Genomic DNA, 24,343 nt, shown 5'->3' with positions numbered 1-24,343 from the left:
GACACCCCTTTCCCGCTATACCGCGGGGGGAGGCGAGGGTTCGTCGAACACCCTCTCTCGGTGATTCCGATGTCGTCCCCTCGATTCGAGGGCATGACCTTTCAGGGGTCGCCGCTTTTGGCGCACCCCTTGACGAGAGGTCGTTTCGATCGTTCGTAGGGAGATCGATCGGAAAAGAGAGAAGCACGACCCCCTGAAGGGATCGTGCTCGGAGTTCAGGGGTTTCTCACGAAACCCCGAAGAGGTTCGGCGGCTCGGCCTCATCACCCCGATAGGGGGCGCCGTGCCGCGAAGAGTTCCGGAAAGCAGAAAACCCGGCACTCGGGCCGGGTTCGGACATGGGTATGTCGCTGCGCTAAATCGTGCCACGCGATCCGGGATCCGCGCAAGCCCTCTCTGGAAAAAATATCGATTTCCTGTTCCATCCCAGGTCAGAACGGCTCATCGGGACGATGTTCATCCTTCGAGTTGGACGCGGGCCATCTCCACGACCTTGTGGAGCTCCTTCTCCACCTGGGCCCGGGAGCGTCCGTCCCTGACCACCAATCGGGCGGAGAAGGGGTTCCCCCCGATGGTGCGGGTGAGCTCGTAGCAGGTCGCGTCGCCCTCGATCCACCAGGTCAGACCTTCGTCGGTACCCCCACCCCGCGAATCGCGTTCCGCCTCCTCCGGTTCCTCCCCTCGAAGGACGCTCTGGATGGACCCATGGCCCCAGCCGAGGGCCTCCTCGAGATTCCGGGCGGTGAGGTCCCGAGGGACACTGCGTCCCCGTCGGATGTCCCGGAGGGCCTGACCCGAGAGGCCCGTGCGATCGGCCACGTCGCGCCATCGCATGCCCAGGGACAGACGCCGCTCGTCCATGGCGCGATCGAGGAGGTCATAACGAAGAGAGGGTGACGAGAGTTCCTTCGACATGCTCACAACCATAAGCGAGACCATGCCAAATTAAGGCTTACCTGCCCAAACTTGCCCCTTAGCGGACACCCGCAACTCCAGACTTCAGCACACACAACCCTTGGATACTGGTCGTTCTCCGATCCCGATCAAGCAACTTCCCCCCTTGAAACTTTGCCAAAGTTTGCATAAGTTGCTCTTGCTTGCCCCCAGCCGATCGGAGAACCGTGAACATCCCCTGCCTCGTACCCACCTGCGTCAACACGATCGTGGACGACGCCCAGGTCTGCGCCGGATGCGCGAGCCGCCTGACCTCGGCCCTGCGCTCGGTCCACGACGGACCCGAGGGGCCGGGCCTGGCCTCCGACCTGGAGGTGTCGCTCTCACGCCGTCATCGAACGGGACCGGGGAACATGGGGAGGAGATCCACTGAGGCGCCCCTCCCCTATGACGCGCGTTCGGCCGAGGCCCTCGCCGTACTGCGCAACACCTTGACGACCTGGTGTCGCCTGCTCCACGAGGAGATCGGCGGGCGCCTGCCCGAGGACACACCGAGCGCCATGGCCGCCTGGCTGTCCCGATTCACCGATTGGCTCCGCCGCTCCGACTTCGGCGCCGAATGCGTCGACGAGATCATCGCCGCCGTCGAGCAGGCGGAGCGGGCGATCGACCTGCCCGAGAAACGCGTCCTCGCCGGCCTGTGCCCGGGATGCGGCCTCCCCTGCTACGCCCGACACGACGCCTCACGGGCCCGCTGCGGCTCCTGCGAGACCGAACTGTCCGTGCGGGAGGGACGTGAGCGCCTCTTCCGCACCGCGGAGGGGCACCTGCTCACCGCCGCCGAGGCCGCACGCGCCCTCGGCCTCCTCGGACACGAGGTCACCGCGGCGGCGATCCGGGGCCTGGCCCGACGCGGGCGACTCCATCCCGGTGGGACCGGATCCGCCGGCCGACCCCTGTACACCCTGGGGGACGTCCTGGAGGCGTGCCTCGACTCGGAGGACGCCGCCTGAACGGAGACCTCACGAGAGACCACCCCTTCTCGCCGAGGCCCCACTCGACCGTCACCGGGGGAACGGCGTGACGGCCCCTCGCTCCATCGCCAGCCACACGCGAAGACGTGTCAGGGTCCTCTCCCCGAGGAGCAGCTCCGCGTCCGCGAGGATCACCGCGTCGGGGACGTCGCGCCTGACCAGCACCATGGCCCCTCCGGGTCCGGTCACCGCGGCCAGAGAGCTGCGCAGTTGTGCAGAGGTACAGGCGCGAAAGACCACCCGCGTCTCTTCGAACACGCCACTACCCACTGCCATTGGTGTGAGTCCCCCGATCCATGCCGTCAACGAGCCGTCCAAAGATGATCACTGATCGCCGATCGCGCGCAAGAGCCGAACATGAGAATCAGGCCCATAATCAACACATTCGTGGGTGGACATGTTCGATTCAGCCATAATGACCTGCCATTTTATTCTCCTCTTACTTTACTGGCCACATGCGGACACGATCTCGTGCAAACCATGTTGACACTTGACATGATGTGACCTCTTGAACATAATTCGCCGACACACGAAAGGGTGCCCGGACCAGCCTTGACGGCCGATCCGGGCACCCTCTTCGGCGTTCCTCAACCGAGCAACGCGGAGAGCACCGCGCCGAGTCCCGCGAGAGCGGCACTGAATCCGGTCAACGGCAGCGCGTACCGCCAACGCTCCAAGGCGTCGAGTCGAGACCTGAACTCCTCGTGCTCACGCTCCAACACCGTGAGACGGGTGAGGGCGTGACGCACGTCGGCCTGGGTCTCCCGCGTGGCGTCGTAGACGTCACGGGCGGTCACCACCGCCGAGAACGGGTTCGTACCGCTCCCCTCGGGGCTGCCCGGCCTTCTACTCACCGTCACCCCCGTCCTCCTCCCCGGGGCCGTTCTCCCCGTCCTCCTCCCCGGGGTCCCCGGGGCCGTTCTCCTCTTCCTCTTCCTCCCCGCCGTCGTCGGGACGGACCTGCCCCTTGTAGGTGTAGAACAGGGTCGGCTCATCACCCTCGGTCGGATAGATCGCCACCGTGATCTCACGCTTGGCCAACTCCGTGGCGTTCTCCGTGGACTCACCACGCTCCGCCACCTGCGCATAGTTCGCGGACACCGTCCGCTTCACCAGATCACCCGTACGAGTCTCGAACGCGATCTTGAACCGCGCCTGAAGATCCGGAACCCGAATCTCACCCTCGTAACCACCATCACCAGAGAAATCAACACCATGACCCGGATACATCAGGTCATAAACCGTCTTGTTGTCCTCGAACGGCAGGAACTTACGCGTCACCTTGAAATTGTTATGAGTCGAAGCCACCAGCACACCACCCCAGGCGTACAGATCCTCCGACTCCACCTCCACCGTCTCGGTGAAACCCTCCTCACCATCCAGAAGCCCCACCTGCTCCCACTCAGGACCGAACGGACGACCCCCCTCGGGAATCACCGCGTCCACAGGAGCGATGAACACATCCGCGTACGCCCACACACTCGCATTACTCGCATTACCCATGAGTATCCACCTTTTTTGAATTCGTTCTTCTTCTCTTATGAGAAAACCCGGGGTTTTCACCCCGGGCGCATGGACGGCCCTTCAGGGCCTTTTCGGAAGGGACGCTCACACCACCCCGGTGGGACGCTGGGTCACCAGCACCGTGAAGGTGGCGTGGGGTTCGGGGACCTCCGGGTCGAACCCGGCGACGACCCCGTCGACCTGACGCACCGACACGATGGCGGCGTCGCCGGCGTGTTCGAGCAGGGCGGCGTGGGCCAGATGGGCCAGGGTCTTGGCGTCGTCACGGTCATCGGCCCAGGCCGAGACGCGCACCAGGGCCTGCTGGGTGATCGGATGGTTCCCGCCCGATTCCTCGCAGCGCACGGTCAGTTCGGGTTCCTCTCCCGGTTCCCTGGACGGAAAGGACTCGGTGACCACGGGGGTCCCCGCCCATTCCGAAGGGAAGTCGGGCAGCCGCTCGCGAAGATGGTCGGCGACCAGATCCTCGACGTCGCGGAAGGGTTGCACGATCAACGTCGGTTCTCCTCTCTTGTTCTCCCGTCCTCAGGTGACGGGTGCGTGGAAGGCCTCGTCCCAGGTCTCGCGGCCGATCAGACCATCGACGGTCAGCCCCTGGGAACGCTGGAAGGCCCGTGCCAGGGCCCGGTACTCGGGGCCGTAGACCCCGTCGTTGCCGTGCCGGGCCAGATGGGTACGGCCGCGGCCCACCGACCACCCCCGTCGTCCGAGCTGGGTGGCCCACTCCCGGAGCCACTCGCGGTCGGTCCGTCCGCGGAAGGTGCGCCGAAAGGCACCGGACACGCTCTGGTCCGGGCCGGAGGCGGGGCCGAAGTAGTGGCCCGCGGGCAGGGGAAAGTCGAACCGCGGACCGGGGAGCGTCCCCGCGCCGGGGCTCGGGGCCGGCGCGCCTCCGCCGCCCCCTCCATCGCCCACGGGCATTCCGGCGCGGACCCACGCGCGAAGGTCCGATCCCGGGCACTCGGTCGAGTTGCCGGACAGACCCCCGTGCCAGGTCCTGGCCAGGGTTCGACCGGAACGCCGGCAGGCCTCGTCGTAGAGACTCCGGATGGAGGCCTTCGCGGCCGGTGTGGCGTCGCCGTCCCGGCCGATGAAACAGACCCCGATATGGCTGGTGTTGTGCGGGGCGGCGTGGGCCCCGGCCACCGTCCATCCGCGTCCCTCGTAAACGGTGCCGGAACGGTCGACGAGGAAGTTGTAGCCGATGTCGGCCCAACCGTTCCCGTCCATATGGAAGTCCTGGATCCGACGCGGGGTCTGGGAGGCCGGGCCGGCCGAATAGTGCACGGTGAAACCGGTACGCCTGCTCCAGGCGACCGTGGTCCTGCCGCGCGGGGACCGTGCTCCCCACGCCGATCTGGAAACGGGTGAAGACATTCTTCGAAGCACTCCTCTCACGCCGGGCACGCCGAAGGGGCGCCGCACGGCGTCGAACAGGTGGGAGGGAAAAAGGGGGCGACCTCTCGGAGACGTCACGAGAGGGCCCGGGCAACAAAAAAACCCGGCGGAGGGCCGGGTTTCGGATACAGCTTTCGCGTTGGCGAGAATCGTGCCACAGGGTGGGGCGGCGGGGCAAGCCCCCTCGGTCGATCTTCTCCGGGCCGCCCGCCTCGGGGAGCGGCCGACCCGAGGCCGCTTCGCCGGCGAGCGGCACGGCACCTCGACGGGCACGGACCAGTGCCGAACACCACGGGCCCGCCCGGCGTTTCAGGTGGTCAGCGGCCGGTACCTTCAGAACCAAAGTCCCATATCACGCGTCTGACCTGGATGAACGGGGTTTCTCGGGTTCACGGCGCGGATGTCCTCGCGTGGGGGAAAACGACCGGACACACCGGACGTGTCAACCGGACGATGCCCGACACCGTCATGCCTATAGCGTGCGTTCCCTGAACATCACGCGAACAACCGAAGAATGTCAGGACACCATCTGCGGAACGCCTCCCCCATCGAGGGAGGGCTCCGTGTCTCGACCTCACGTGCTCCACCCCGATCTCGAGCGCGCTGGTCCCCCAAGGTCGGGCACCGCATTCCCACCAGAGCCACGGGAGACGACCTTGCCTGATAACGCCCTTCCCTCCGCCACCAGAACCGTGGCCATCGTCCTGGCCGGCGGCAGCGGCCAACGCATCGGACTGGCCACGCCCAAGCAACTGCTGAAGATCGCCGGGAAGACGATCCTCGAACACACCCTGCACATCTTCGAGCAGGCGCCGCGCGTCGACGAGGTCATCGTCATGATGAACCCCGGATTCGTCTCCGACGCCGAGGCCATCGTGCGCAAGGCGGGACTGGCCAAGGTCTCTCGTGTGCTGCCCGGCGGCACCTCTCGCAACGCCACCACCCAGCTGGCCCTGGACGCGCTGGCCCACCTGCCCTCCGAGAGCACCAACGTGCTGTTCCACGACGCCGTCCGCCCCATGCTCTCCCAACGGATCATCGACGACTGCGTCACCGCGCTGGGCACCCACCGTGCCGTCGACGTGGCCATTCCGTCGTCGGACACCATCATCGAGGTGGACGATGACGTCATCACCGACGTCCCCACCCGCTCCCGCCTCCGGCGCGGCCAGACCCCTCAGGCCTTCCGCCTCGCCACGATCAAGGACGCCTACGTCAAGGCCTGGGACGACCCGGACTTCGAGGCCACGGACGACTGCTCCGTGGTCCTGCGCTACTCCCCCGACGTGCCCATCCACGTCGTCGCCGGCGAAGAACAGAACATGAAGGTCACCCAGCCGGTCGACATCTTCATCGCCGACAAGCTCTTCCAGCTCGGCACCGCGGCCACCCCCGAGTACACCGAGCACGACTACACCGAGGGGCTCCAAGGCCGGACCATGGTGGTCTTCGGCGGCAGCTACGGCATCGGCGCCGGAATCGCCGACCTCGCCGAGAAGCACGGCGCCCGCGTCTTCCGTTACTCGCGCGGCGCGACCCGTACCAACGTCGCCAACCCCGAGGACGTGGCCGCCGCCCTGGAACAGGCCCACTCCGCCACCGGGCGGATCGACCACGTGGTCAACACGGCCGGCGTGCTGAAGATCAGTCGTCTGGACCGGACCGACCCGGCCGAGATCGAGGAGGCGGTCCGGGTCAACTACCTGGCGCCGGTGCACATCGCCCGCGCGGCCTTCCCCTACCTGGCGCAGACCGGCGGACAGCTCCTGCTGTACACCTCCAGCTCCTACACCCGGGGCAGGGCCGAGTACAGCCTGTACTCCTCGACCAAGGCCGCCACCGTCAACCTCACCCAGGCCTTGGCGGACGAGTGGTCCGAGGACGGGGTGCGGATCAACTGCATCAACCCCGAGCGCACTCAGACACCGATGCGCTCCAAGGCCTTCGGTGAAGAGCCGGCGGGCTCCCTGCTCAGCGCGGACAAGGTCGCCCACACCTCCGTGGACGTCCTGCTGTCCGACCTGACCGGACACGTCATCGACGTCCGCCGTGAGGACCCGGCCGGCCCCGCCGCGGGGGTCCGGAGCCGGGAGCAGGAGAAGGAAGGGGCCCAGTGAGAGGCTACCTCGCCCGTATCGGCGTGGACCGCACCGCTCTGGTGGTCCTCGCCGTCATGGCGCTGACCTTCCTGCTCCAGACCGTCGAGGTCGCCAAGGCACAGGTCCTGCTCTTCGGCGCCCTGACCCTGGTGCTGTACGTCACCGAATGGCTCGTCTCCCAGCGTGTGACGGTCCTGACCAAGGTGCTCAGCCGGATCCGGGCGGGTCTGACCGTGCGCATGCTGGCACGGCAGGCCCTGGTCCTGGCCCTGTACGTGTCGATGGACGCGGTGGGGACCGCGGCCTACTGGTGGACCGTGGGGGGCATCACCGCCTTCTTCGTGTTCACCCTCGCCTACGACCTGGTCAGGCACCAGATCCTGCGCCGTTCCAAGCTGCCGTTCAGGGTCCGCAACATCGACCTCGCCGGCCTGGGCGCTCCCGAGGTCCCCGAACGTCTGCGTTCCCTGTCGATGAGTCGGTTGCTGCTCGCCGACCTTCCGCTGGTCCTGGGCGCCGTCGGCTTCCTCGCCGGAGGCCCCGCGGCGCTCGCGATCTCGGGCTCCGTCCTGTCCGCGGGGCTCGCCCTCATCGCGACGGCGGCGGCCCTGCCCGTCCTGCTGTCCCACCTGCGAGGCCCTTCCGACGAGGAAGCCATCGCCGAGGTGAACCGCCGGCTGGCGGAGATCGCCCCCGAGGTGGTCCTGTACTTCACCTTCGCGGTGGGCCGTCAGAACGCCGTCTACCAGGCGAACATGTGGCTGGAGGCACTGGAACGCTGCGACCGACGCGCTCTGGTGATCTTCCGTGAGCACGGCAACCTGCGGCACCTGGAGCCGACCTCGCTTCCGGTGGTGAGCGTGCCGCGCGCCGACGACCTGGCCGCCCTGGACCTGTCCACGGTGCGTGTGGCCCTCTACCCGGGCAACACCGGCAAGAACATCCACCTCATCCAGCGGGCCGAGATCAAGCACGTGTTCGTCGGACACGGCGACAGCGACAAGCTTCCCAGCAGCAACCGGGTGAGCCGGATCTTCGACGAGATCTGGGTGGCCGGGCGCGGAGGACGCGACCGCTACGAGCGGGTCCGGCACGCCATCGACGACCGTGACGTGGTCGAGGTGGGGCGTCCCCAGCTGGTCGCGGTCAAGGGTCGTCGCCCCCCGGAACAGCGCGCGGTGCCCACCGTGATCTACGCGCCCACCTGGGAGGGCGTGGACGACAACAACTACCTCACCTCGGCGGATACCGCCGGGCTGGAACTGGTGGAACGGCTCCTCGGCGGCCCCGAGCCCGTCCGGGTCATCTACAAACCGCACCCGTTGTTGGGCAAGCGTTCCCCTCGCGCGGCCGCCGCGCACCGACGCGTCATCTCGCTCATCGAGGAGGCCGACGACCGGCTGGGGCCGGTGTCCCCGGAGGCCACGGCTCGGCTCGCCGAGCTGCGCGGTCGGATCGAGACCTTCCAGCGCGAGGCCGCCGAGCGGCACCTGACCGCGGAGGACCTGGTCGGCTATCGGGAACTGCTCGACCAGTGGCACGACCTGTACTGGAACTCGGCCGGCCCGTTGCGCCACCACGTGGTGACCGACTCCGTGCCCTCGTTGTTCTCCTGCTTCAACGAGTCCGACGTGATGGTCAGCGACATCTCCAGTGTGGTCGCCGACTTCATCGCCAGTGGCAAGCCGTACGCGATCGTGGACATGCAGGGCGAGGACGACGACGAGTTCCGCCGACTGTTCCCGTCCGCGGGCGCCGGTTACGTGCTGCGTCCGGGGCTGGCCGGTCTGGAGACCGTGCTGGCGGCGGCCCGCGAGCCGGAGGCCGACCGTATGGCCGAGCGACGGGCGGTGCTCAAGCGCTATCTGCTCGGGCCGGACGATCCGGACTCCCAGACCAGGTTCAACGCGGCGGTGAACGACCTGTACGAGCGTGCGCTGCTGGACTTCCCGCTCGGAACGACCGCCGATCCGATCCCCGCCGACCCGTTCCGGGACCCGGCGCCGCTGTAGGCGATCACGGGCACCGGCCGTCCACCGGTGTCCGAACGTCGAAGGGCCCGTGCGTGCGCACGGGCCCTTCGACGTTCAGTGGGCCCGATCGTACGGGCCGAGATCCCCGGGGTCCTCGACGGACGGTGTCCCTACTCCGAAGGTTCCATCGTCGTCGTAGAAGAGCTCCTCCCCCTCTTCGTAGGGGGTCTCCCAATCGTCTTCCATCGCCTGCCCCACCCTTGCTTTATGTCCGCTTTATGGACGTTCGCGACCTAGGGAAGGTTGGCGGAGAAGAGATCACGAACCGTCTCTTCGAGGCATACGATCCATCACTCCGAGTAGCCGAAAGCTCGAGAATGAGCGTTCGAACATCACCACGAGGACACGATTCACTCAAGGCACGAAGACACAGAAAACCAGGTAAACCGCCCATGAAGAGTGGGCGTCTACTCCTCGACCTTGGCGATCGGTCTCGACCCCCGAGGCTCTTTCGCTTGCCCTGAGTGATGCCCCGTTCTGGGGAGGACCTCCCTTTCCGCACACCGCACCGGTGCTCATCCCCCTTCTCGACGCACCCCTCGAACAGGGGCCGGAGCACTCCACAGTCCCTGGGAGACGATCTTGCCCGTGACGCCCTCGACGAGCGCGAACCCCCGCACCGCCACTCGAACGGTGGCCGTGGTCCTGGCAGGAGGTAGTGGCCAGCGCATAGGACTGGCCACGCCCAAGCAGCTGCTGAAGATCGCCGGGAAGACGATCCTCGAACACACCCTGCACATCTTCGAGCAGGCGACCTCCGTGGACGAGGTCATCGTCATGATGAACCCCGGGTTCGTCTCCGACGCCGAGGCCATCGTGCGCAAGGCGGGACTGGCCAAGGTCTCGCGTGTGCTGCCCGGCGGCACCTCTCGCAACGCCACCACCCAGCTGGCCTTGGACGCCCTCTCGCATTACTCCGCGGCCAACACCAACGTGCTGTTCCACGACGCCGTCCGCCCCATGCTCTCCCAACGGATCATCGACGACTGCGTCACCGCGCTGGAGAGGTACGAGGCGGTGGACGTGGCCATTCCGTCGTCGGACACCATCATCGAGGTGGACGATGACGTCATCACCGACGTCCCCACCCGCTCCCGCCTCCGGCGCGGCCAGACGCCCCAGGCCTTCCGGATGTCCACCATTCGCGATGCCTACGCCAAGGCCTGGAACGACCCGGACTTCGAGGCCACCGACGACTGTTCCGTGGTCCTGCGCTACTCCCCGCGGGTGCCCATCCACGTGGTCGCCGGCGAAGAGCAGAACATGAAGGTCACCCAGCCGGTCGACATCTTCATCGCCGACAAGCTCTTCCAGTTGGCCACCGCGGCCACCCCCGAGTACACCGAGCACGACTACGCCGAGGGACTCGAAGGCCGGACCATGGTGGTCTTCGGCGGCAGCTACGGCATCGGCGCGGGCGTCGCCGATCTCGCCGAGAAGCACGGCGCCCGCGTCTTCCGTTACTCGCGCGGCGCGACGCGCACCAACGTCGCCAACCCCGAGGACGTGGCCGCCGCCCTGGAACAGGCCCACTCCGCCACCGGGCGGATCGACCACGTCGTCAACACGGCCGGGATCCTCCGGATCAGCCGTCTGGACCAGACCGACCCGGCCGAGATCGAGGAGGCGGTCCGGGTCAACTACCTGGCCCCCGTCAACATCGCCCGCGCGGCCTTCCCCTACCTGGCGCAGACCGGCGGACAGCTCCTGCTGTACACCTCCAGCTCCTACACCCGGGGGCGTGGGGAGTACAGCCTGTACTCCTCGACCAAGGCCGCCACCGTCAACCTCACCCAGGCCCTCGCCGACGAGTGGTCCGAGGACGGCGTACGGATCAACTGCATCAACCCCGAGCGCACCCAGACCCCCATGCGCACCAAGGCCTTCGGCGAGGAACCCTCCGGTTCCCTTCTCAGCGCCGACAAGGTCGCCCGCACCTCCGTGGACGTCCTACTCTCCGACCTGACCGGACACGTCATCGACGTCCGGAGGGAAGATCCTCCCGCGGGTCCGGTCGTGGCCCAGGGCGAGGAAGCGAAGGCCGCGAAGTGAGCCCGACCACCGGTAACAAGCGCACCACCCTTTTCCGAACCGGCCTGCTCGGACTCACCTACGCGACGATGCTCGTGGGCGTCGTCACCGGATCCTGGTGGGTCTTCCTGATCGGCGCCGCGGGCAGCTACGTCATGGACGCCCTGCTGCTGCACCGTATGACCGGGTTCGCCAAGACCCTTCAGCAGGTACGACTGGGCATCACGCCCCGCACGCTCCTACGCCAGCTCTTGGCCCTGGGCCTGCTGATCACCACCCCCGAGGCCACCTCCACCGGTATCGGGCTGGTCCTCCTGGCCTTCCTCGTGCTCTTCGGGTTCCAACTCCTGTGCGGTGTCGTCGGACGACTTCTGCGCAACCGCCGGCGCCTGCCCATCGCCACCCGCAACATCCCGCTGGACGCCCTGCGTATCCCCGACAGCCCGCCCATGCCGTTCGTACGCGAACCCATGAGCCGTCTGCTGCCGCTCGATATCTTCCTCATCCTCGGTACCGTCGCCTACGTCGCCCTCGGCGCGGCCTGGCTCACGGTCACGGGCGCCGTCATCACGATCGGAGTGACCGTGATCGCGTTGGCCGTGTTCGTCCGCCACTACCGACGGGCCCTGACCATCCCCGGTGAACAAGAGGTCATGGCGTTCGCCCAGGAATGGCTGGACTCCTACCGCCCCGAGGTGGTCCTGTACTTCTCCGGGTCCTCCGACTCCGTCTACCAGGTCAACATGTGGTTGGAGACTCTGGACCGTCTGCCTCGACGTCCACTGATCGTGTTGCGCGAGCGCACCATCGCCGCTCAACTCGCGCCCACACGTATCCCGGTCCTGTGCGTTCCCGCCGCCACCAACCTGATGGCCCTCGACTTCGGCCCGGCCAGAGTGGCCCTCTACCCGGCCAACACCGGCAAGAACATCCACATGCTGCGCAACCCTTCGATGAAGCACGTGTTCATCGGACACGGCGACAGCGACAAGATCGCCAGTATCAACCCCTTCAGCAAGGCGTACGACGAAGTGTGGACGGCCGGACGCGCCGGACGAGATCGGTACTCCCGGGCCCGGGTAGGGGTCCGCGAAGACGAGATCGTCGAGGTGGGACGTCCCCAGCTCGACGAGATCCGCGACGACACCGCGGCCAACTCCGTACGTACCGTCCTGTACGCCCCCACCTGGGAAGGCTGGACCGACGACCCCGGGAACACCTCCCTGATCGAAGCCGGCCCCACGCTCATCGCGAAGCTGCTCGACGCGGAGCCGAAGGTCCGGGTCCTCTACAAGCCCCACCCCTTCACCGGAATCCGTTCACCGGAGGCCCGCAGGGCGCACAAGCACATCGTCGATCTCATCGCTCGGGCGAACCGGGGCGGAGAGGGATCCGAGGCGGGCCGAGGCCGACTGGTCGAACTCGAGAGACGACTCGCCGCCTTCGACATGGACACCGGGGCCCGGGACGAGGCGCACAACTCACGGCTGGAGGGTGGAGCGCCGCCGGAGGCGGTCTCGGAGTTGAAGGCGCTGACCACCGAGTGGCACCGCGTCTACTGGGACGGCCACGCCGATGAGGAACACCTCGTCGTCCAGGGTCCTCGGCCGAGTCTGTACTCGTGCTTCAACCAGGCCGACCTGTTGATCAGCGACATCTCCAGTGTGGTCGCCGACTTCGTCGCCACGGAGAAGCCCTACGCGATCACCAACTGCGAAGGCCTCACCCACGGCGAGTTCCAGGACAAGCACCCCACGTCCTCCGCCGCGTACATGCTCTCTCCCGACGGAGCGGGACTCGAAGAGGCGCTGGAGGCGATCCACCTCCCCGAGAAGGATCGCCTGGCCTTGGAACGCGGCGAGCTCAGAACCTACCTGTTGGGCGGTCCCGACTCACAGACACGTTTCAACGCCGCCGTCGACGACCTGTACGAGCGGGGTTCGCTTCTGCGCCCGTTGCCGTCGTCCCCCGAGGCGATGACGAACATCGACTCTCTGGCCCCCGAACCGTCCTGACCCTCCCTCACGGGCTCACCCCCGTGCCGGGCCCCGCGTCGCCCATCCTCCCCAGACCGAAAGCCCCGCCATGAAACGTGTACTCCTCCGCGCCAAGAAGGACCCCTTCGAGATCGTCGGCCCCGGGTCGGCCATCGAACGCAACATCTTCGGCAACAACGCAGGCAACCTGATCTTCAGTCAGGCCTCCTACAAACTGCTGAGCACCTCCGAGACGGAGGTCGTCGCCAACGGCTTTCGCGCCGAGGCCGCCGACGCGGAGCGCATCAACGAGGAGTACGACGCCTTCGTCATCCCCCTCGCCAACGCGTTCCGGGTCTCCTTCATCGGCCATCTCGACGCCCTGAGCTCTCTCATCGAGAAGTTGACCATCCCGGTGGTCGTCCTCGGCGTGGGCGCGCAGTCGAACCTGGACTACGACCTCGGCAGGATGGCGGCGCTCGACGCCCCCGTCACCCGATTCGTACGAGCAGTCCTCGACCGCTCGGCGACCATCGGCGTCCGCGGGGAGTTCACCGAGCGGTACCTCAACAGCCTGGGCTTCCACGACGTGGAGGTCATCGGCTGCCCGTCGATGTTCATGTACGGCGACCGACTCGACGTCTCCAAGGGGCCGGATCGGCTCGACGGGAACAGTCGTATCGCCGTCAACGCCTCTCGAAGCGCCCTGGGCGCGGGAGACGTCGGCGGTATCGTCACGTCGAACTTCGAGCGCTACCCGAACATGCGCTACTTCGCCCAGGAGACGAAGGACCTGGAGCTGCTCTACTGGGGCGACCGCTCCGGGGTGAACGACCAGCGCAACCGTATGCCGTTGCACCGCACCCACCCTCTGTTCCAGGAGAACAAGGTCCGGGTCCACCTCGACCCGGCCACCTGGATCGAGAGCCTGCGCGACCACGATTTCTCCTTCGGCACCCGGATCCACGGCAACATCGCCGCTCTGCTCGCGGGAACCCCCGCCGTGGTCCTGTGCCATGACTCGCGCACGCTGGAACTGTGTCGCTACTTCGATATCCCGCATCGTCGGATCAGGGACCTGTCCGCGGAAACGGACGCGGCGGAACTGTACGCGGAGGCCGACTTCACGGCCATGCTCGAAGGGCACTCCGAAAGGTTCTCCCGTTTCACCTCGTTCTTGGAGAAGAACGGCGTCGACCACGTTCACATGGACGGTGAGGACGCCGGGGCCTCTTTCGAGGAACGGGTGCGCACCACCGTCTACCCCCCTGGTGTGGACGCCTGGACCAGCGCGGAAGAAGGTGTATCGGCCAGGATCGGCTGGCTGCGACGTGACCACGCGGACCTCGTGACCAAGACCTCGGAGCTGAACAAGAAGGTCCGTGGTCTGGAGAAGAAGGTCCAGAGGATCGATCGTCTGGAGAAACGTCTCAAGAGGTTGGAGGCGTCCGCCGAGCGGACCCCCTACCGTCGAGCCCGCCGCCTGGCCGGACGCGTCCTGCGCAAGATCGGGCTACGCCGCTGACGGAAGGGTCTCTTCGCCTCACCCATAGAGCGCCCTGCCCGGGGCCGGTCCGCGCCTCCCGTTCGGACCGGCCCCGTCGCGTCGCTCGGGGCCTTCGTCCGCGGAGACGAGGCGGAGCTATGACCTAGCGCACATTCCCCCTGTTCAGGGCTACGCGTTCACACAGATTCCATCTCGACTCGACAACGGGGCGGCCTTTGCCCGCCGACCCCCCTCACCGGTTACTGATACTGGTTCGGCGGGGCGCCTCTCTTCGGCCGCACCCTTCCCGCCGAACACACCCCCATGGCCGGCCCCTGCTTCACCTTCGTCGAACTCGAGGCTGTCCAGTGTCCGCTTCCGTCCGAGGCGGCGTCTCCGGGCCCGTCATCTCCCCCGTGACCCCGCCCGTGCGCCACCGCCATCGTCCCGACATCGAGGGGCTGCGCGCGGTCGCCGCCCTCCTGATCGCCGTCTACCACATCTGGTTCGGCACGGTCTCCGGTGGCGTCGACGTCTTCCTACTGCTCACCGGCTTCCTCATCACCGGTTCGCTGGTCCGCGCGCTGGAACGCGACGGGCGCATCGCGTTCGGCGCCTTCTGGGCCAAACTGATCAAGCGCCTGTTCCCCGCCGGAGCCGTGGTCCTCGGCGCCGTGCTGGCGATGACCTATCTGTTCTTCCCCCGTTCCCAGTGGATGTCCGTCATCGAGAGCGTGCGCGCCGCCGCCCTCTACTACGGGAACTGGCATCTGGCCCTGGACTCGGTCGACTACATGGCCGAGAACTCCGCGGCCGGCCCGGTCCAGCACTTCTGGTCGCTGGCGGTCCAAGGGCAGTTCTACCTCCTGTGGCCGCTGCTGATCACCGCCGCCGGCCTGGTCGCCGCGTGGGCCGGGCTACGGACGCGGAGCGCCGTCCTGGTGGCCCTGGGAACGGTGTTCGCCGCCTCGTTCGGTTACTCGCTCTGGATCACCTCCACCGAACCCGTCTGGGCCTACTTCGACACCGGTGCCCGCCTGTGGGAATTGGCTCTGGGGGGTGTTCTCGCCCTGGTGATCCATCGGGTGAACCTGCCTTCCTTCGTACGCCGGCCGGCGGGCTGGCTCGGGTTGATCGCCCTGATCCTGTGCGGGTTCGTCATCGGAGACTCTCTGCCCTATCCGGGCTACGCCTCGCTCTGGCCGACCCTGGCCGCGCTGCTCGTCATCGTCGCCGGGGCCGGAGAGGAGGAGAACGACCGCTTCTCCGTAGGTCGCCTCCTGGGTACACGTCCGTTGACCTGGATGGGCGGCCACGCCTACACCCTGTTCCTATGGCACTGGCCGATCCTGATCGTCCACCTGGAACTCAACGAGACGGACCGGCCCACCCTGGCCGGCGGCCTCCTCGTCCTGGGGCTCTCGTTCGTCGCGGCCCTGGCCACCTCCTGGCTGATCGACGGGGGCGTCACCCGGGCGACGCGACGGCTTCGCGGTCCGGGCTGGTCACTGGCGGCCGGGGTGATCTTCATCGTCCCGGTCCTGGTGGCGGGGGCTCTCTGGAACCACTCGATCGAACGGGATCGTCTCCTGCGCCTGGAGCTCAGCTCCAACCCGCTCGCCTATCCCGGCGCGGCCGTCCACCTCACCCCCGGCATGGCCGAGGGGTTGCCGGACCTGCCGATCCATCCGGACACGACGACCGTTGTGAAGGACACGATCGCCCAGACCCGTGACTGCAACGCGCTGGTCGCCGACACCGAGGTCATCACATGCGAGTTCGGTGACCCCGACTCGGACTACACCATCGTTCTGGCCGGCAGCTCGCACGCACGCCATTGGTTCCAGGCGCTGCGGGCCATCACCGAACGACACGACTGGCGGCTGGTCACCATGACCAAGAACGCCTGCCAGTTCGCTTCCGGGGAGCAGACCTACCGGGGCGATCCCTACACGCAGTGTTCGGAGTGGAACGAAGAGGCCATGAGGGAGCTCACGGCCCTCTCCCCCGACGCCGTGTTCACCCTGGCCTCCCTCACCGGCCGTTCCGCCGGGGAGCGCGTGCCCGAGGGGTTCGTGGAACGGTGGAGGGAGCTCGACCGGATGGGCATCGACGTCATCGCGGTCCGGGACACACCCCGTTTCGGTTTCCGGGTCCCCGAATGCGTCGACCGCGGCGATTCCTCGGACTGCACCGCTCCGCAGTCCGAGTCGATGGCCGAGACGCCCCCCTTCAAGGACCTGACCAACGTCCCGCACAACACACGTTTCCTGGACATGACCGACTACCTCTGCCAGGACGGGGTCTGCCAAGGGGTCATCGGCAACCAACTGGTCTTCTACGACAGCAACCACTTCTCGTACGCGTTCTCTCGCTCCCTCGCGGTGGTCCTGGAACCCCCGCTGCTGGACGCTGTAGGACGCGCGGTGCCCACGGGCGAGCCGACGTTGTTCGAGGCCGCGCTCGCCCTCCAGGAGGGAGAGCACTCCTAGGTCGGGGCGGGCCCGATCAGGAGATCCGGCCCCGGGTGACGTTGAGGCAGAGTTCGTGCAGCCGCGCCACCCAGTCGTCCTCCGAGGCCGGGTGGAAGTGGTTGTACTCGCCCCAGGCGCGCTTGGGTTTGTGGAAGCGGGCCAGGCGCAGGTCGCCGAGGTCGCCGAGCAGGCCGCTGTCCTCGAAGAGGTCGCCCCGTTCCCGACCGAAGTCGGTGAGCACCAGGCAGGGTACGCGGGCGGAGAGGGCGACCAGGACCGGTTCGGATCCGAGCGCGACCAGGCCTCGCGCGTGGTCGAGTTGTCGCCGTAGGTCACCGGAGGTGACGGTCAGCGCGGACGCGTCGACCCGCCCCGCTCGGGCGAGGGCGTGCCAGGTCTCCATCGGTTCGGGGTGATCCTCGTGCCCCAGGTGCAGGACCACCTCCAGGTCGGGGCGGTTCCTCGCCAGATCGGCCAGGGCCGAAAGGAGGGTCTCGCGTCCCAGCTTCCCGTCGGGCAGCCCGCCCTCGGCGGCGAACACCACCCGGTCACGGCGGCCGGAGACGGGGCCCTGTCCCGTCCTGGGGAAGACGCCCGCCAGGCCCACCTGGGTCCTGATCCCGAGTTTCTCGGCGAGGACGGTGTACTCGTCCACCTCTCGGTGGCTGTGGGCCACCAACAGGTCGGACCTGGACCGATGGAGCCATTCCCCCTCGGTGGCCTCGGGCGCCGGGACCGGCAGGGAGGACACCACGACCGGACGGTAACGGCGGAGGAAGGAGCGGCCGAGCCCGGAGAGGGTCTCGGTGTGGGGGCCGGAGCAGTCGAGGAGCACCGCGTCGGGGCGTCGGCGTCGGATGAGCCGCCGTATCTGGCCGGTGGTCAGGAGCGGGATGCGTCGCCCCGCCTGCCGGGTGTCCTCGAGTTCGGCCCGGATCCGGGCGGGCGAGGGTGTGGCGGCCGACCGCAGAACGGCCAGACCATGGGCGTGGCCGGGGCCGGGCAGGGCGTCGAGCATGGTGGCCGCGAGGCGGGCACGGGGTGCGGAGTCGGCGATCGCCAGGACCACGAGTGAACGTCCCGGCACGGAGGCCCGGCTCCAGGTGGGTACAAGAGACACTGGTGTCGTTTCCTGGAAGGGACACGCTGAACCCCTTCAGGCTACACAGGCGCTATCACCGGACCGTCCGCCTCAGGCGATGGATTCCCCCTGGTCAACAGAGGGACAAAGCATCACATATCCACCATGTCAGGGCGTTCCGGACTGGCCGACGGCCGCCCCGCAGGACGGCCGTCGACAGGGTGTGCCCGAGGTCATTCGCCCTTCCACACGGGAGCGCGCTTCTCGGCGAAGGCGATCGCCCCCTCCATCGCGTCCTGGCTGACGAACACCGGGCCGGCCAGCTCGTTCTGGCGGTCCCACATCTCGTCACCGGACCAGTCGTCCGAGGCGCGGATGATCTCCTTGGAGACCTTCACCGCGAGGGGCCCGTTGGGGGTGATGCGGGCGGCCAGGGCCTTGGCGCCCTCCAACGCTCCACCGCTCTCGGTGACCTGGTTGACCAATCCCAGTTCCGCCAGGCGCCCGGCCTCGACGAAGTCGCCGGTGAGGGCGAACTCCATCGCGATGTTGCGCGGAATGCGGTGTTGGAGACGCAGCAGGCCTCCGGCTCCGGCGACCAGTCCCCGCTTGACCTCGGGGATGCCGAAGCGGGCGTCCTCGGCCGCCACCACCAGGTCGCAGGCGAGCACCGCCTCGAACCCGCCGGCCAGAGCGTAACCCTCGACCGCCGCGATGAGCGGCTTCTTCGGGCCCCGCTCGGCGAAGCCGCCGAACCCGCGCCCCTCCACCACCGGGACCTCGCCCTTCATGAAGGCCTTGAGGTCCATGCCGGCGCAGAAGGTGCCGCCGGCGCCGGTGATGATCCCGACGGAGACGTCGGAGCGGGAGTCGATGTCGTCGAGCGCCTCGGCGATCCGCGCCGCGACCGCCGCGTTCACCGCGTTCTTGGCCTTGGGCCGGTTGATGGTGATGACGGCGACGCCGTCCTCGGCCGTGTAGAGAACCTCGTCGGACACGGTGTCCTCCTACTTCGGGGGCATGCGGAGGGCGCCGTCGATCCGGACGACCTCACCGTTGATGTAGCTGACCTCGACCAGGGTCCGCGCGAGCTTGGCGAACTCGGAGGCGGTGCCCAGACGCTTGGGGAAGGGGACCGGGGCGGCCAACTTCCGCTTGAACTCCTCGGCGTGCTCGCCCTCACCGTAGATGGGGGTCTCGAGGATGCCGGGGGCGATGGTGTTCACGGTGACACCGATCGCGGCGAGGTCGCGCGCGGCCGGGAGGGTCATGCCGATCACGCCGCCCTTGGAGGAGGAGTAGGCGATCTGGCCGATCTGACCCTCGATGCCGGCGAGGGAGGCGGTGTTGAGGATCGAGCCGCGCTCGCCGTCCTCGTTGATCGGCTCGGTCCGGGCGATGGCCGCCGCGGACAGGCGCAGCACGTTGAACGTGCCGATCAGGTTGACCTGGATGACCTTCTGGTAGCTGTCCAGGTCGTGGGGGGTGCCGTGCCGGTCGACGGTACGGGTGGCCCAGCCGATGCCGGCGCAGGAGACCGCGACACGGAAGGGCTTACCGGTGTCGACGGCGGCCTGGACCGCGGCCTGGACCTGGTCCTCCTTGGAGACGTCGGTGGCGACGAAGACGCCGCCGATCTCCTTGGCGACGGCTTCGCCGCGCTCGGCGTTCATGTCGGCGATGACGACGGTGGCACCGGCGGAGGCGAGTTCCTTGGCGGTGGCCTCACCGAGGCCACTCGCGCCGCCCGAGACGAGGGCGGAGATTCCGTTGAGATCCATGACCCGCACTCTACAGAGAATGTGACCCACGCACTAGAACCGGGTTCGGTTAATCGTCGACACCCTGCCGACCTGCGACGTCGGGACCCTCTCGGCGACCGAGAACGGAAACGTGGTTCTGTCGTCACTCAGCGCTACGGTCCTGTCATGCGAAGAACGACGACACTAGAGTGGCCTCAGGAATCGACCCAGGAGGATTCGATGACCGAGCCGCTCCCCGACTGGTTCCTCACCCCTCCCGGGGGCTGGACCGCCGACGACATGGACGACCTTCCTCCGGGTGCTCCCCGGATGGAACTCATCGACGGAGCACTCGTCTTGCTTTCCCCTCAGACCCGATTCCACTCACGCGTCATGCGTTACCTGGCGAACGCCTTGGAGGACGCGGCGCCGAAGAACGTCGACGTCCTCGCCGAGATGACCATGAAGCTGGGAAAGCACCAGCGGCCGGAGCCCGATCTCCTGGTCTACGCATTCGAAGAGGGCGCGGATCAGCACCTCGACTGGTATCGGGCCGCCCACGTCCCGCCCGAAGACGTGCTCATCGTCATCGAGATCGTCTCCCCCGAGTCCCGGGAACGGGACCGCACCACCAAGCCGATGAAGTACGCCGCGGCCGGGATCCCGCACTTCTGGCGGATCGAACCGGAGGACGAGGGGCCCGCGATCCACGTGTACGAGCTCGACGGCACCACGGCCCCGCGCTACGTCCCGATCACCATCGCCCGGGAACGTCTGAAGCTGGACGTACCCTTCCCGATCGACATCGACGTGAGGGCGCTGACCACCCGACGCTGACCCTCACCGGCCGACGCGTCCCAGACGGCGCCGGTGACGCCGGCGCCGTCCCCGGGGCAGTGCCTCACGCGCGAGGTCGGCGGCTCCGATGAGTCCGGCCTCGTTGCCCAACGCCGCCGCCTCCACCCGGGCCTCGGGCCGGTAGCCGCGCCCGGTCAGCCCCTTCTCGAAGGCCCGTCGGGCCGGATCGAGCAGCAACCCTCCCGCTTCGGAGACGCCACCGCCGATCACGAACAGTTCGGGGTCGAAGGCCGCCGCCAGGTTGGCCAGACCCACGCCCAGCCAGGTGCCCGCCTCCTCCATCAGTTCCCGACAGGCCCGGTCGCCCTTGCGGGCCAGGTCACTGACCAACGGTCCGGTGATCAGGGTCGGGTCTCCCCCCACCTCCTGCCGGAGCGCCTCCGCCACGGGGGATTCCGCGGCCACCAGTTCACGGGCCTCACGGGTGAGGGCGTTGCCGCTCGCGTACTGCTCCCAGCACCCCCGGTTGCCGCATTCGCACCGATGGCCTCCGGGCACCACCGTCATGTGCCCGAACTCTCCGGCGAGACCGTACCGTCCACGCCGCAGAACCCCGTCGGAGACGATCGCGCCACCGATCCCGGTACCGAGGTTGACGACCACCACGTCGTCCACCCCGCGTCCGGCCCCCGCGCGCACCTCGGCCCAGGCCGAGGCGTTGGCGTCGTTCTCCACCACCACGGGCAGCCCCAGACGTACCGCCAGGGCGTCCCTCAGCGGCTCCTCGCGCCAGGACAGGTGCGGGGCGAACAGGACCCTGGAACGTCGCTCGTCGACGAACCCGGCCGCTCCCACGCCCACCGCCCGTACCGGATACCGCCGACGGAGTTCGGACACCACCGAGACGATCGTGTCCTCCACGACCTCCGGGCTCTTGCTGCGTTCGGGCGTCTGGGTGCGCACCCGCGCCAGGACTCTCCCGCCCGGCGTCACCACGCCGGCGGCGACCTTCGTCCCTCCGACGTCCACACCGATCGTCAGGGAACGTCCGTAACCCGCGTTCATCACCATGACCGCACCACCCATCGTCCCTGGAGGGCCTCGCCCCCTATCGACCCCGTCACGTCGATCACATGAACGAGAACGCGCGCCCGGGCCACTCTGTGCCCGAACGCGCGAGAACGACCCGGCCTCGACCCCACCGGAGGGCCGAGGCCGTCATGGTCCCTCAGGACAGTGCCGTCTTGACCACTCCGGCGAGACGCTCGGCGACGGCGGTGGCCTGGTCCTGGTCGGGGGCCTCCACCATCACGCGGACCTTGGGCTCGGTACCGCTGGGGCGGATGAGGACCCGGCCGGTGTCACCGAGTTCGGCCTCGGCCTCACGGACGGCGGCGGCCAGCTCCTCGGACTCCGCGGCCCGGGACTTGTCGACGTCGGGAACGTTGATGAGGACCTGCGGCAGACGGGTCATCACCTTGGCCAGTTCGGCCAGCCCCTGCCCGTGGTCGGCCATGGCCGCCAGCAGGTGCAGACCGGTGAGCAGACCGTCGCCGGTGGTGGCGTGGTCCAGCAGGATCACGTGGCCGGACTGCTCACCGCCCAGGGCGAAGCCGCCGCGCTTCATCTCCTCCAGCACGTAACGGTCGCCCACCGCGGTCTCGACGACGTTGATGCCCTCTCGCTCCATGGCGAGTTTGAGCCCCAGGTTGGACATGACCGTCACCACGAGGGTGTCCTCGGCCAGCCGGCCCGCGTTCTTGGCCTCGGTGGCCAGGATGGCGAGGATCTGGTCGCCGTCGACCGTATTGCCCTCGGCGTCCACGGCCAGGCAGCGGTCGGCGTCGCCGTCGTTGGCGATACCGGCGTCGGCACCGTGAAGCCGGACCGCCTCCTTGAGGGCGTCCAGACTGGTGGAACCGTAGCCCTGGTTGATGTTGTGGCCGTCGGGGGCGTCACCGATGGAGATGACCTCGGCGCCCGCGCGCCGCAGGGCGTCGGGCGCGACGGAGCTGGAGGCCCCGTGGGCGCAGTCGATGACGACCTTGAGCCCCTTGAGGTCGTGCGGCAGGGAGTCGAGGATGTGCCGGGTGTAGAGTTCGGCGCCGTCACCGGACTCGGAGACCCGACCGACGGCCTCGCCCACGGCGGGGGTCGAGGGAACGCCGAGCATGCCCTCGATCTCCTCCTCCAGGGCGTCCTCGAGCTTCTGGCCGCCCCGGGCGAAGAACTTGATGCCGTTGTCCGGAGCCGGATTGTGGCTGGCGGAGAGCATCACGCCGAAGTCGGCGTCCAGGACACCGGTCAGATGGGCGACGGCGGGGGTGGGCAGCACGCCCACCTTGACGACGTCGACGCCCGTACTGGCCAGACCCGCCACCACGGCGGCCTCCAGGAACTCTCCGGAGGCGCGGGGGTCACGGCCCACGACGGCCAGCGGACGTCGGTCGCCGTCGGAGCGGGTGAGCACACGCGCCGCCGCGATGGACAGTTCCAGGGTGAGGGTGGCGGTCAGGTCGCGACCCGCGAGACCGCGTACACCATCTGTTCCGAACAGCCGAGCCACAGGCGACAGCCCCTTTCGAAAGCGACGCCCGTTCGGCGCCGATGAGGTTCAGCGTGGCGGAGAACGCCACCGGACAAACGAAAACACCCGTACGCCGTCCCTGTGCGGGACGACGTACGGGTGAGAGCTCAGCCGAGCGGGTGCCGGCGCATGAGCATCAACGCTTGGAGAACTGAGGAGCCTTGCGCGCCTTCTTGAGACCGGCCTTCTTCCGCTCGACCTCACGGTCGTCACGGGTGAGGAAACCGGCCTTCTTCAGGGTCGGGCGGTTGTTCTCGGGGTCCAGCGAGGCCAGGGCACGGGCGATGCCGTGACGCAGGGCGCCGGCCTGGCCGCTGGTGCCGCCGCCGTCCAGACGGGCGAAGACGTCGTAGGCGCCGTCGAACCCGAGGGAGACGAAGGGGTCCTTGATGGTCTGCTGGTGGACCTTGTCCGGGAAGTAGGTCTCCAGCGGCTTGCCGTTGACCTTCCACTCGCCGGTGCCGGGAGCGATGCGGACGCGGGCGACGGCCTGCTTACGACGACCGGTGCCGGCGCTGGGGCCGGAGGCGGTGGGGACGTAAGCGGCGGTCTGCTCGTCCGACTCGCTGGTGTACTCGGAGGGGAACTCCTCCGGGTTCTCGGCGTAGTCCTGGGCGACGTCTTCGATGCCGGTGGGCTCGACCACGGTTAACCTCGTGCTTCCTGTGAAAGTCTGCGAACGCCTACGCGGGCTGCGCGATCTTGGTGATTTCGAACGGGACCGGCTGCTGGGCCTGGTGCGGGTGCTCCGGGCCGGCGTAGACCTTGAGCTTCTTGGCCATCTGGCGGCCCAGGGTGCCCTTGGGCAGCATGCCCTTGATGGCCTTCTCGATGGCCCGCTCGGGGTTCTTCTCCAGCAGGTCGGCGTAGGCGACGGAGCGCAGACCACCCGGGTAGCCGGAGTGGCGGTAGGCGCGCTTCTGCTCGAGCTTGTTGCCGGTCAGCGCGACCTTCTCGGCGTTCACGATGATGACGAAGTCGCCGGTGTCGACGTGGGGCGCGTAGTAGGGCTTGTGCTTGCCCCGAAGCAGCGTGGCGACCTGGCTCGCCATACGCCCGAGCACGAGATCGGTAGCGTCGACAACGTGCCACTGACGCTGGACATCGCTTGGTTTGGGGCTGTATGTGCGCACGATCGTTCGCCTTCGCTCTTCAGTCGGCTGCCCCATCCCGAACGGGATGGTGG

The 24,343-nt window shown here is 68.0% G+C and carries 22 protein-coding genes; 8 read left to right on the top strand and 14 right to left on the bottom strand.

Going from position 1 to position 24,343, the window contains the following annotated elements; genetic code table 11:
- Positions 1-456: 456 nt before the first annotated feature.
- Positions 457-915: a helix-turn-helix domain-containing protein gene (locus U9J66_RS20150; protein WP_042282100.1), complete on the bottom strand. Its 459-nt coding sequence runs from the start codon at positions 913-915 to the stop codon at positions 457-459.
- A gap of 206 nt (positions 916-1,121) precedes the next feature.
- Between U9J66_RS20150 and U9J66_RS20145 the strand changes: the two genes are divergently transcribed.
- Positions 1,122-1,907, top strand: a complete 786-nt coding sequence (locus tag U9J66_RS20145) for a hypothetical protein (protein WP_042282102.1) — start codon at positions 1,122-1,124, stop codon at positions 1,905-1,907.
- A 51-nt stretch (positions 1,908-1,958) separates the two neighbouring features.
- On the opposite strand, the gene U9J66_RS20140 is transcribed toward U9J66_RS20145, so the two are convergent.
- From U9J66_RS20140 to U9J66_RS20120, 5 genes are all read right to left on the bottom strand, one after another.
- Positions 1,959-2,204: a hypothetical protein gene (locus tag U9J66_RS20140; protein ID WP_326338375.1), complete on the bottom strand. Its 246-nt coding sequence runs from the start codon at positions 2,202-2,204 to the stop codon at positions 1,959-1,961.
- 311 nt (positions 2,205-2,515) lie between these two features.
- Positions 2,516-2,782, bottom strand: coding sequence for a hypothetical protein (locus tag U9J66_RS20135; RefSeq protein WP_036568798.1), 267 nt, complete (start codon positions 2,780-2,782; stop codon positions 2,516-2,518).
- Positions 2,775-3,431 (bottom strand): hypothetical protein, encoded by a 657-nt coding sequence (locus tag U9J66_RS20130; RefSeq protein ID WP_042282105.1) that lies wholly within the window; start codon positions 3,429-3,431, stop codon positions 2,775-2,777. Before U9J66_RS20130 ends, U9J66_RS20135 begins: the two co-directional genes overlap by 8 nt.
- Positions 3,432-3,536: 105 nt before the next feature.
- Positions 3,537-3,941 carry a hypothetical protein gene (locus U9J66_RS20125; RefSeq protein ID WP_234305794.1) on the bottom strand — a complete coding sequence of 135 codons (405 nt, stop codon included), beginning with the start codon at positions 3,939-3,941 and terminating at the stop codon, positions 3,537-3,539.
- A 36-nt stretch (positions 3,942-3,977) separates the two neighbouring features.
- Positions 3,978-4,829, bottom strand: coding sequence for a peptidoglycan recognition protein family protein (locus tag U9J66_RS20120; protein WP_014913171.1), 852 nt, complete (start codon positions 4,827-4,829; stop codon positions 3,978-3,980).
- Between the two features lie 677 nt (positions 4,830-5,506).
- Here U9J66_RS20120 and U9J66_RS20115 point away from each other — a divergent pair.
- Positions 5,507-6,967, top strand: coding sequence for a bifunctional cytidylyltransferase/SDR family oxidoreductase (locus tag U9J66_RS20115; protein ID WP_326338373.1), 1,461 nt, complete (start codon positions 5,507-5,509; stop codon positions 6,965-6,967).
- Positions 6,964-8,961: a glycerophosphotransferase gene (locus U9J66_RS20110; RefSeq protein WP_326338371.1), complete on the top strand. Its 1,998-nt coding sequence runs from the start codon at positions 6,964-6,966 to the stop codon at positions 8,959-8,961. Before U9J66_RS20115 ends, U9J66_RS20110 begins: the two co-directional genes overlap by 4 nt.
- Before the next feature lie 75 nt (positions 8,962-9,036).
- On the opposite strand, the gene U9J66_RS20105 is transcribed toward U9J66_RS20110, so the two are convergent.
- The gene (locus U9J66_RS20105) at positions 9,037-9,168 is read right to left on the bottom strand and encodes a hypothetical protein (RefSeq protein ID WP_326338369.1); all 132 of its coding nucleotides are present in this window, start codon (positions 9,166-9,168) and stop codon (positions 9,037-9,039) included.
- A 402-nt stretch (positions 9,169-9,570) separates the two neighbouring features.
- Between U9J66_RS20105 and U9J66_RS20100 the strand changes: the two genes are divergently transcribed.
- The 4 genes from U9J66_RS20100 to U9J66_RS20085 all read left to right on the top strand — a co-directional run bounded on the left by U9J66_RS20100 (position 9,571) and on the right by U9J66_RS20085 (position 16,967).
- A complete protein-coding gene (locus U9J66_RS20100) occupies positions 9,571-11,034 on the top strand; it encodes a bifunctional cytidylyltransferase/SDR family oxidoreductase (protein ID WP_326338368.1) in 1,464 nt (487 codons plus the stop codon).
- Positions 11,031-13,028 (top strand): glycerophosphotransferase, encoded by a 1,998-nt coding sequence (locus tag U9J66_RS20095; protein WP_161111209.1) that lies wholly within the window; start codon positions 11,031-11,033, stop codon positions 13,026-13,028. The genes U9J66_RS20100 and U9J66_RS20095 overlap by 4 nt, the downstream gene beginning before the upstream one ends.
- Positions 13,029-13,098: 70 nt before the next feature.
- Positions 13,099-14,514 carry a polysaccharide pyruvyl transferase family protein gene (locus tag U9J66_RS20090; protein ID WP_014910949.1) on the top strand — a complete coding sequence of 472 codons (1,416 nt, stop codon included), beginning with the start codon at positions 13,099-13,101 and terminating at the stop codon, positions 14,512-14,514.
- A gap of 329 nt (positions 14,515-14,843) precedes the next feature.
- Entirely contained in the window at positions 14,844-16,967 is a 2,124-nt protein-coding gene (locus U9J66_RS20085) for an acyltransferase family protein (protein WP_326338366.1), read from the top strand.
- A gap of 16 nt (positions 16,968-16,983) precedes the next feature.
- Here U9J66_RS20085 and U9J66_RS20080 read toward each other — a convergent pair whose 3' ends face one another.
- The 3 genes from U9J66_RS20080 to U9J66_RS20070 all read right to left on the bottom strand — a co-directional run bounded on the left by U9J66_RS20080 (position 16,984) and on the right by U9J66_RS20070 (position 19,811).
- The gene (locus U9J66_RS20080) at positions 16,984-18,069 is read right to left on the bottom strand and encodes a DUF6716 putative glycosyltransferase (RefSeq protein ID WP_326338365.1); all 1,086 of its coding nucleotides are present in this window, start codon (positions 18,067-18,069) and stop codon (positions 16,984-16,986) included.
- Between the two features lie 194 nt (positions 18,070-18,263).
- On the bottom strand, positions 18,264-19,028 hold the full coding sequence (locus U9J66_RS20075; RefSeq protein WP_014908497.1) for a crotonase/enoyl-CoA hydratase family protein: 765 nt from the start codon (positions 19,026-19,028) through the stop codon (positions 18,264-18,266).
- 9 nt (positions 19,029-19,037) lie between these two features.
- The gene (locus U9J66_RS20070) at positions 19,038-19,811 is read right to left on the bottom strand and encodes an SDR family NAD(P)-dependent oxidoreductase (protein WP_014910760.1); all 774 of its coding nucleotides are present in this window, start codon (positions 19,809-19,811) and stop codon (positions 19,038-19,040) included.
- Between the two features lie 201 nt (positions 19,812-20,012).
- Here U9J66_RS20070 and U9J66_RS20065 point away from each other — a divergent pair, with 201 nt between their 5' ends.
- A complete protein-coding gene (locus U9J66_RS20065; protein ID WP_326338364.1) occupies positions 20,013-20,609 on the top strand; it encodes a Uma2 family endonuclease in 597 nt (198 codons plus the stop codon).
- A gap of 3 nt (positions 20,610-20,612) precedes the next feature.
- Here the strand turns inward: U9J66_RS20065 and U9J66_RS20060 are convergent, their stop codons facing one another.
- The 4 genes from U9J66_RS20060 to rplM form a co-directional block, all read right to left on the bottom strand.
- Positions 20,613-21,641: an ROK family glucokinase gene (locus U9J66_RS20060; RefSeq protein WP_199806110.1), complete on the bottom strand. Its 1,029-nt coding sequence runs from the start codon at positions 21,639-21,641 to the stop codon at positions 20,613-20,615.
- A gap of 157 nt (positions 21,642-21,798) precedes the next feature.
- The gene (gene glmM, locus U9J66_RS20055; RefSeq protein WP_014910210.1) at positions 21,799-23,136 is read right to left on the bottom strand and encodes a phosphoglucosamine mutase; all 1,338 of its coding nucleotides are present in this window, start codon (positions 23,134-23,136) and stop codon (positions 21,799-21,801) included.
- 157 nt (positions 23,137-23,293) lie between these two features.
- Positions 23,294-23,803, bottom strand: a complete 510-nt coding sequence (gene rpsI / locus U9J66_RS20050) for a 30S ribosomal protein S9 (protein ID WP_014910127.1) — start codon at positions 23,801-23,803, stop codon at positions 23,294-23,296.
- Between the two features lie 37 nt (positions 23,804-23,840).
- The gene (rplM, locus tag U9J66_RS20045; RefSeq protein WP_026125246.1) at positions 23,841-24,290 is read right to left on the bottom strand and encodes a 50S ribosomal protein L13; all 450 of its coding nucleotides are present in this window, start codon (positions 24,288-24,290) and stop codon (positions 23,841-23,843) included.
- Positions 24,291-24,343 lie beyond the last annotated feature (53 nt).

It is taken from the genome of Nocardiopsis sp. LDBS1602 (genome assembly GCF_035818715.1).
GTDB lineage: Bacteria > Actinomycetota > Actinomycetes > Streptosporangiales > Streptosporangiaceae > Nocardiopsis > Nocardiopsis alba.
Note: the sequence above shows the minus strand (reverse complement) of the source record. Positions and strands in the feature narration are given on the sequence as shown.

Bases quoted from the DNA above. Each gene is read 5' to 3' on its own strand.
- U9J66_RS20150 (WP_042282100.1), bottom strand. From the start codon at position 915: ATGTCGAAGGAACTCTCGTCACCCTCTCTTCGTTATGACCTCCTCGAT.
- U9J66_RS20140 (WP_326338375.1), bottom strand. From the start codon at position 2,204: ATGGCAGTGGGTAGTGGCGTGTTCGAAGAGACGCGGGTGGTCTTTCGC.
- U9J66_RS20130 (WP_042282105.1), bottom strand. From the start codon at position 3,431: ATGGGTAATGCGAGTAATGCGAGTGTGTGGGCGTACGCGGATGTGTTC.
- U9J66_RS20120 (WP_014913171.1), bottom strand. From the start codon at position 4,829: ATGTCTTCACCCGTTTCCAGATCGGCGTGGGGAGCACGGTCCCCGCGC.
- U9J66_RS20105 (WP_326338369.1), bottom strand. From the start codon at position 9,168: ATGGAAGACGATTGGGAGACCCCCTACGAAGAGGGGGAGGAGCTCTTC.
- U9J66_RS20090 (WP_014910949.1), top strand. From the start codon at position 13,099: ATGAAACGTGTACTCCTCCGCGCCAAGAAGGACCCCTTCGAGATCGTC.
- U9J66_RS20070 (WP_014910760.1), bottom strand. From the start codon at position 19,811: ATGGATCTCAACGGAATCTCCGCCCTCGTCTCGGGCGGCGCGAGTGGC.
- U9J66_RS20065 (WP_326338364.1), top strand. From the start codon at position 20,013: ATGACCGAGCCGCTCCCCGACTGGTTCCTCACCCCTCCCGGGGGCTGG.
- U9J66_RS20060 (WP_199806110.1), bottom strand. From the start codon at position 21,641: ATGGTGATGAACGCGGGTTACGGACGTTCCCTGACGATCGGTGTGGAC.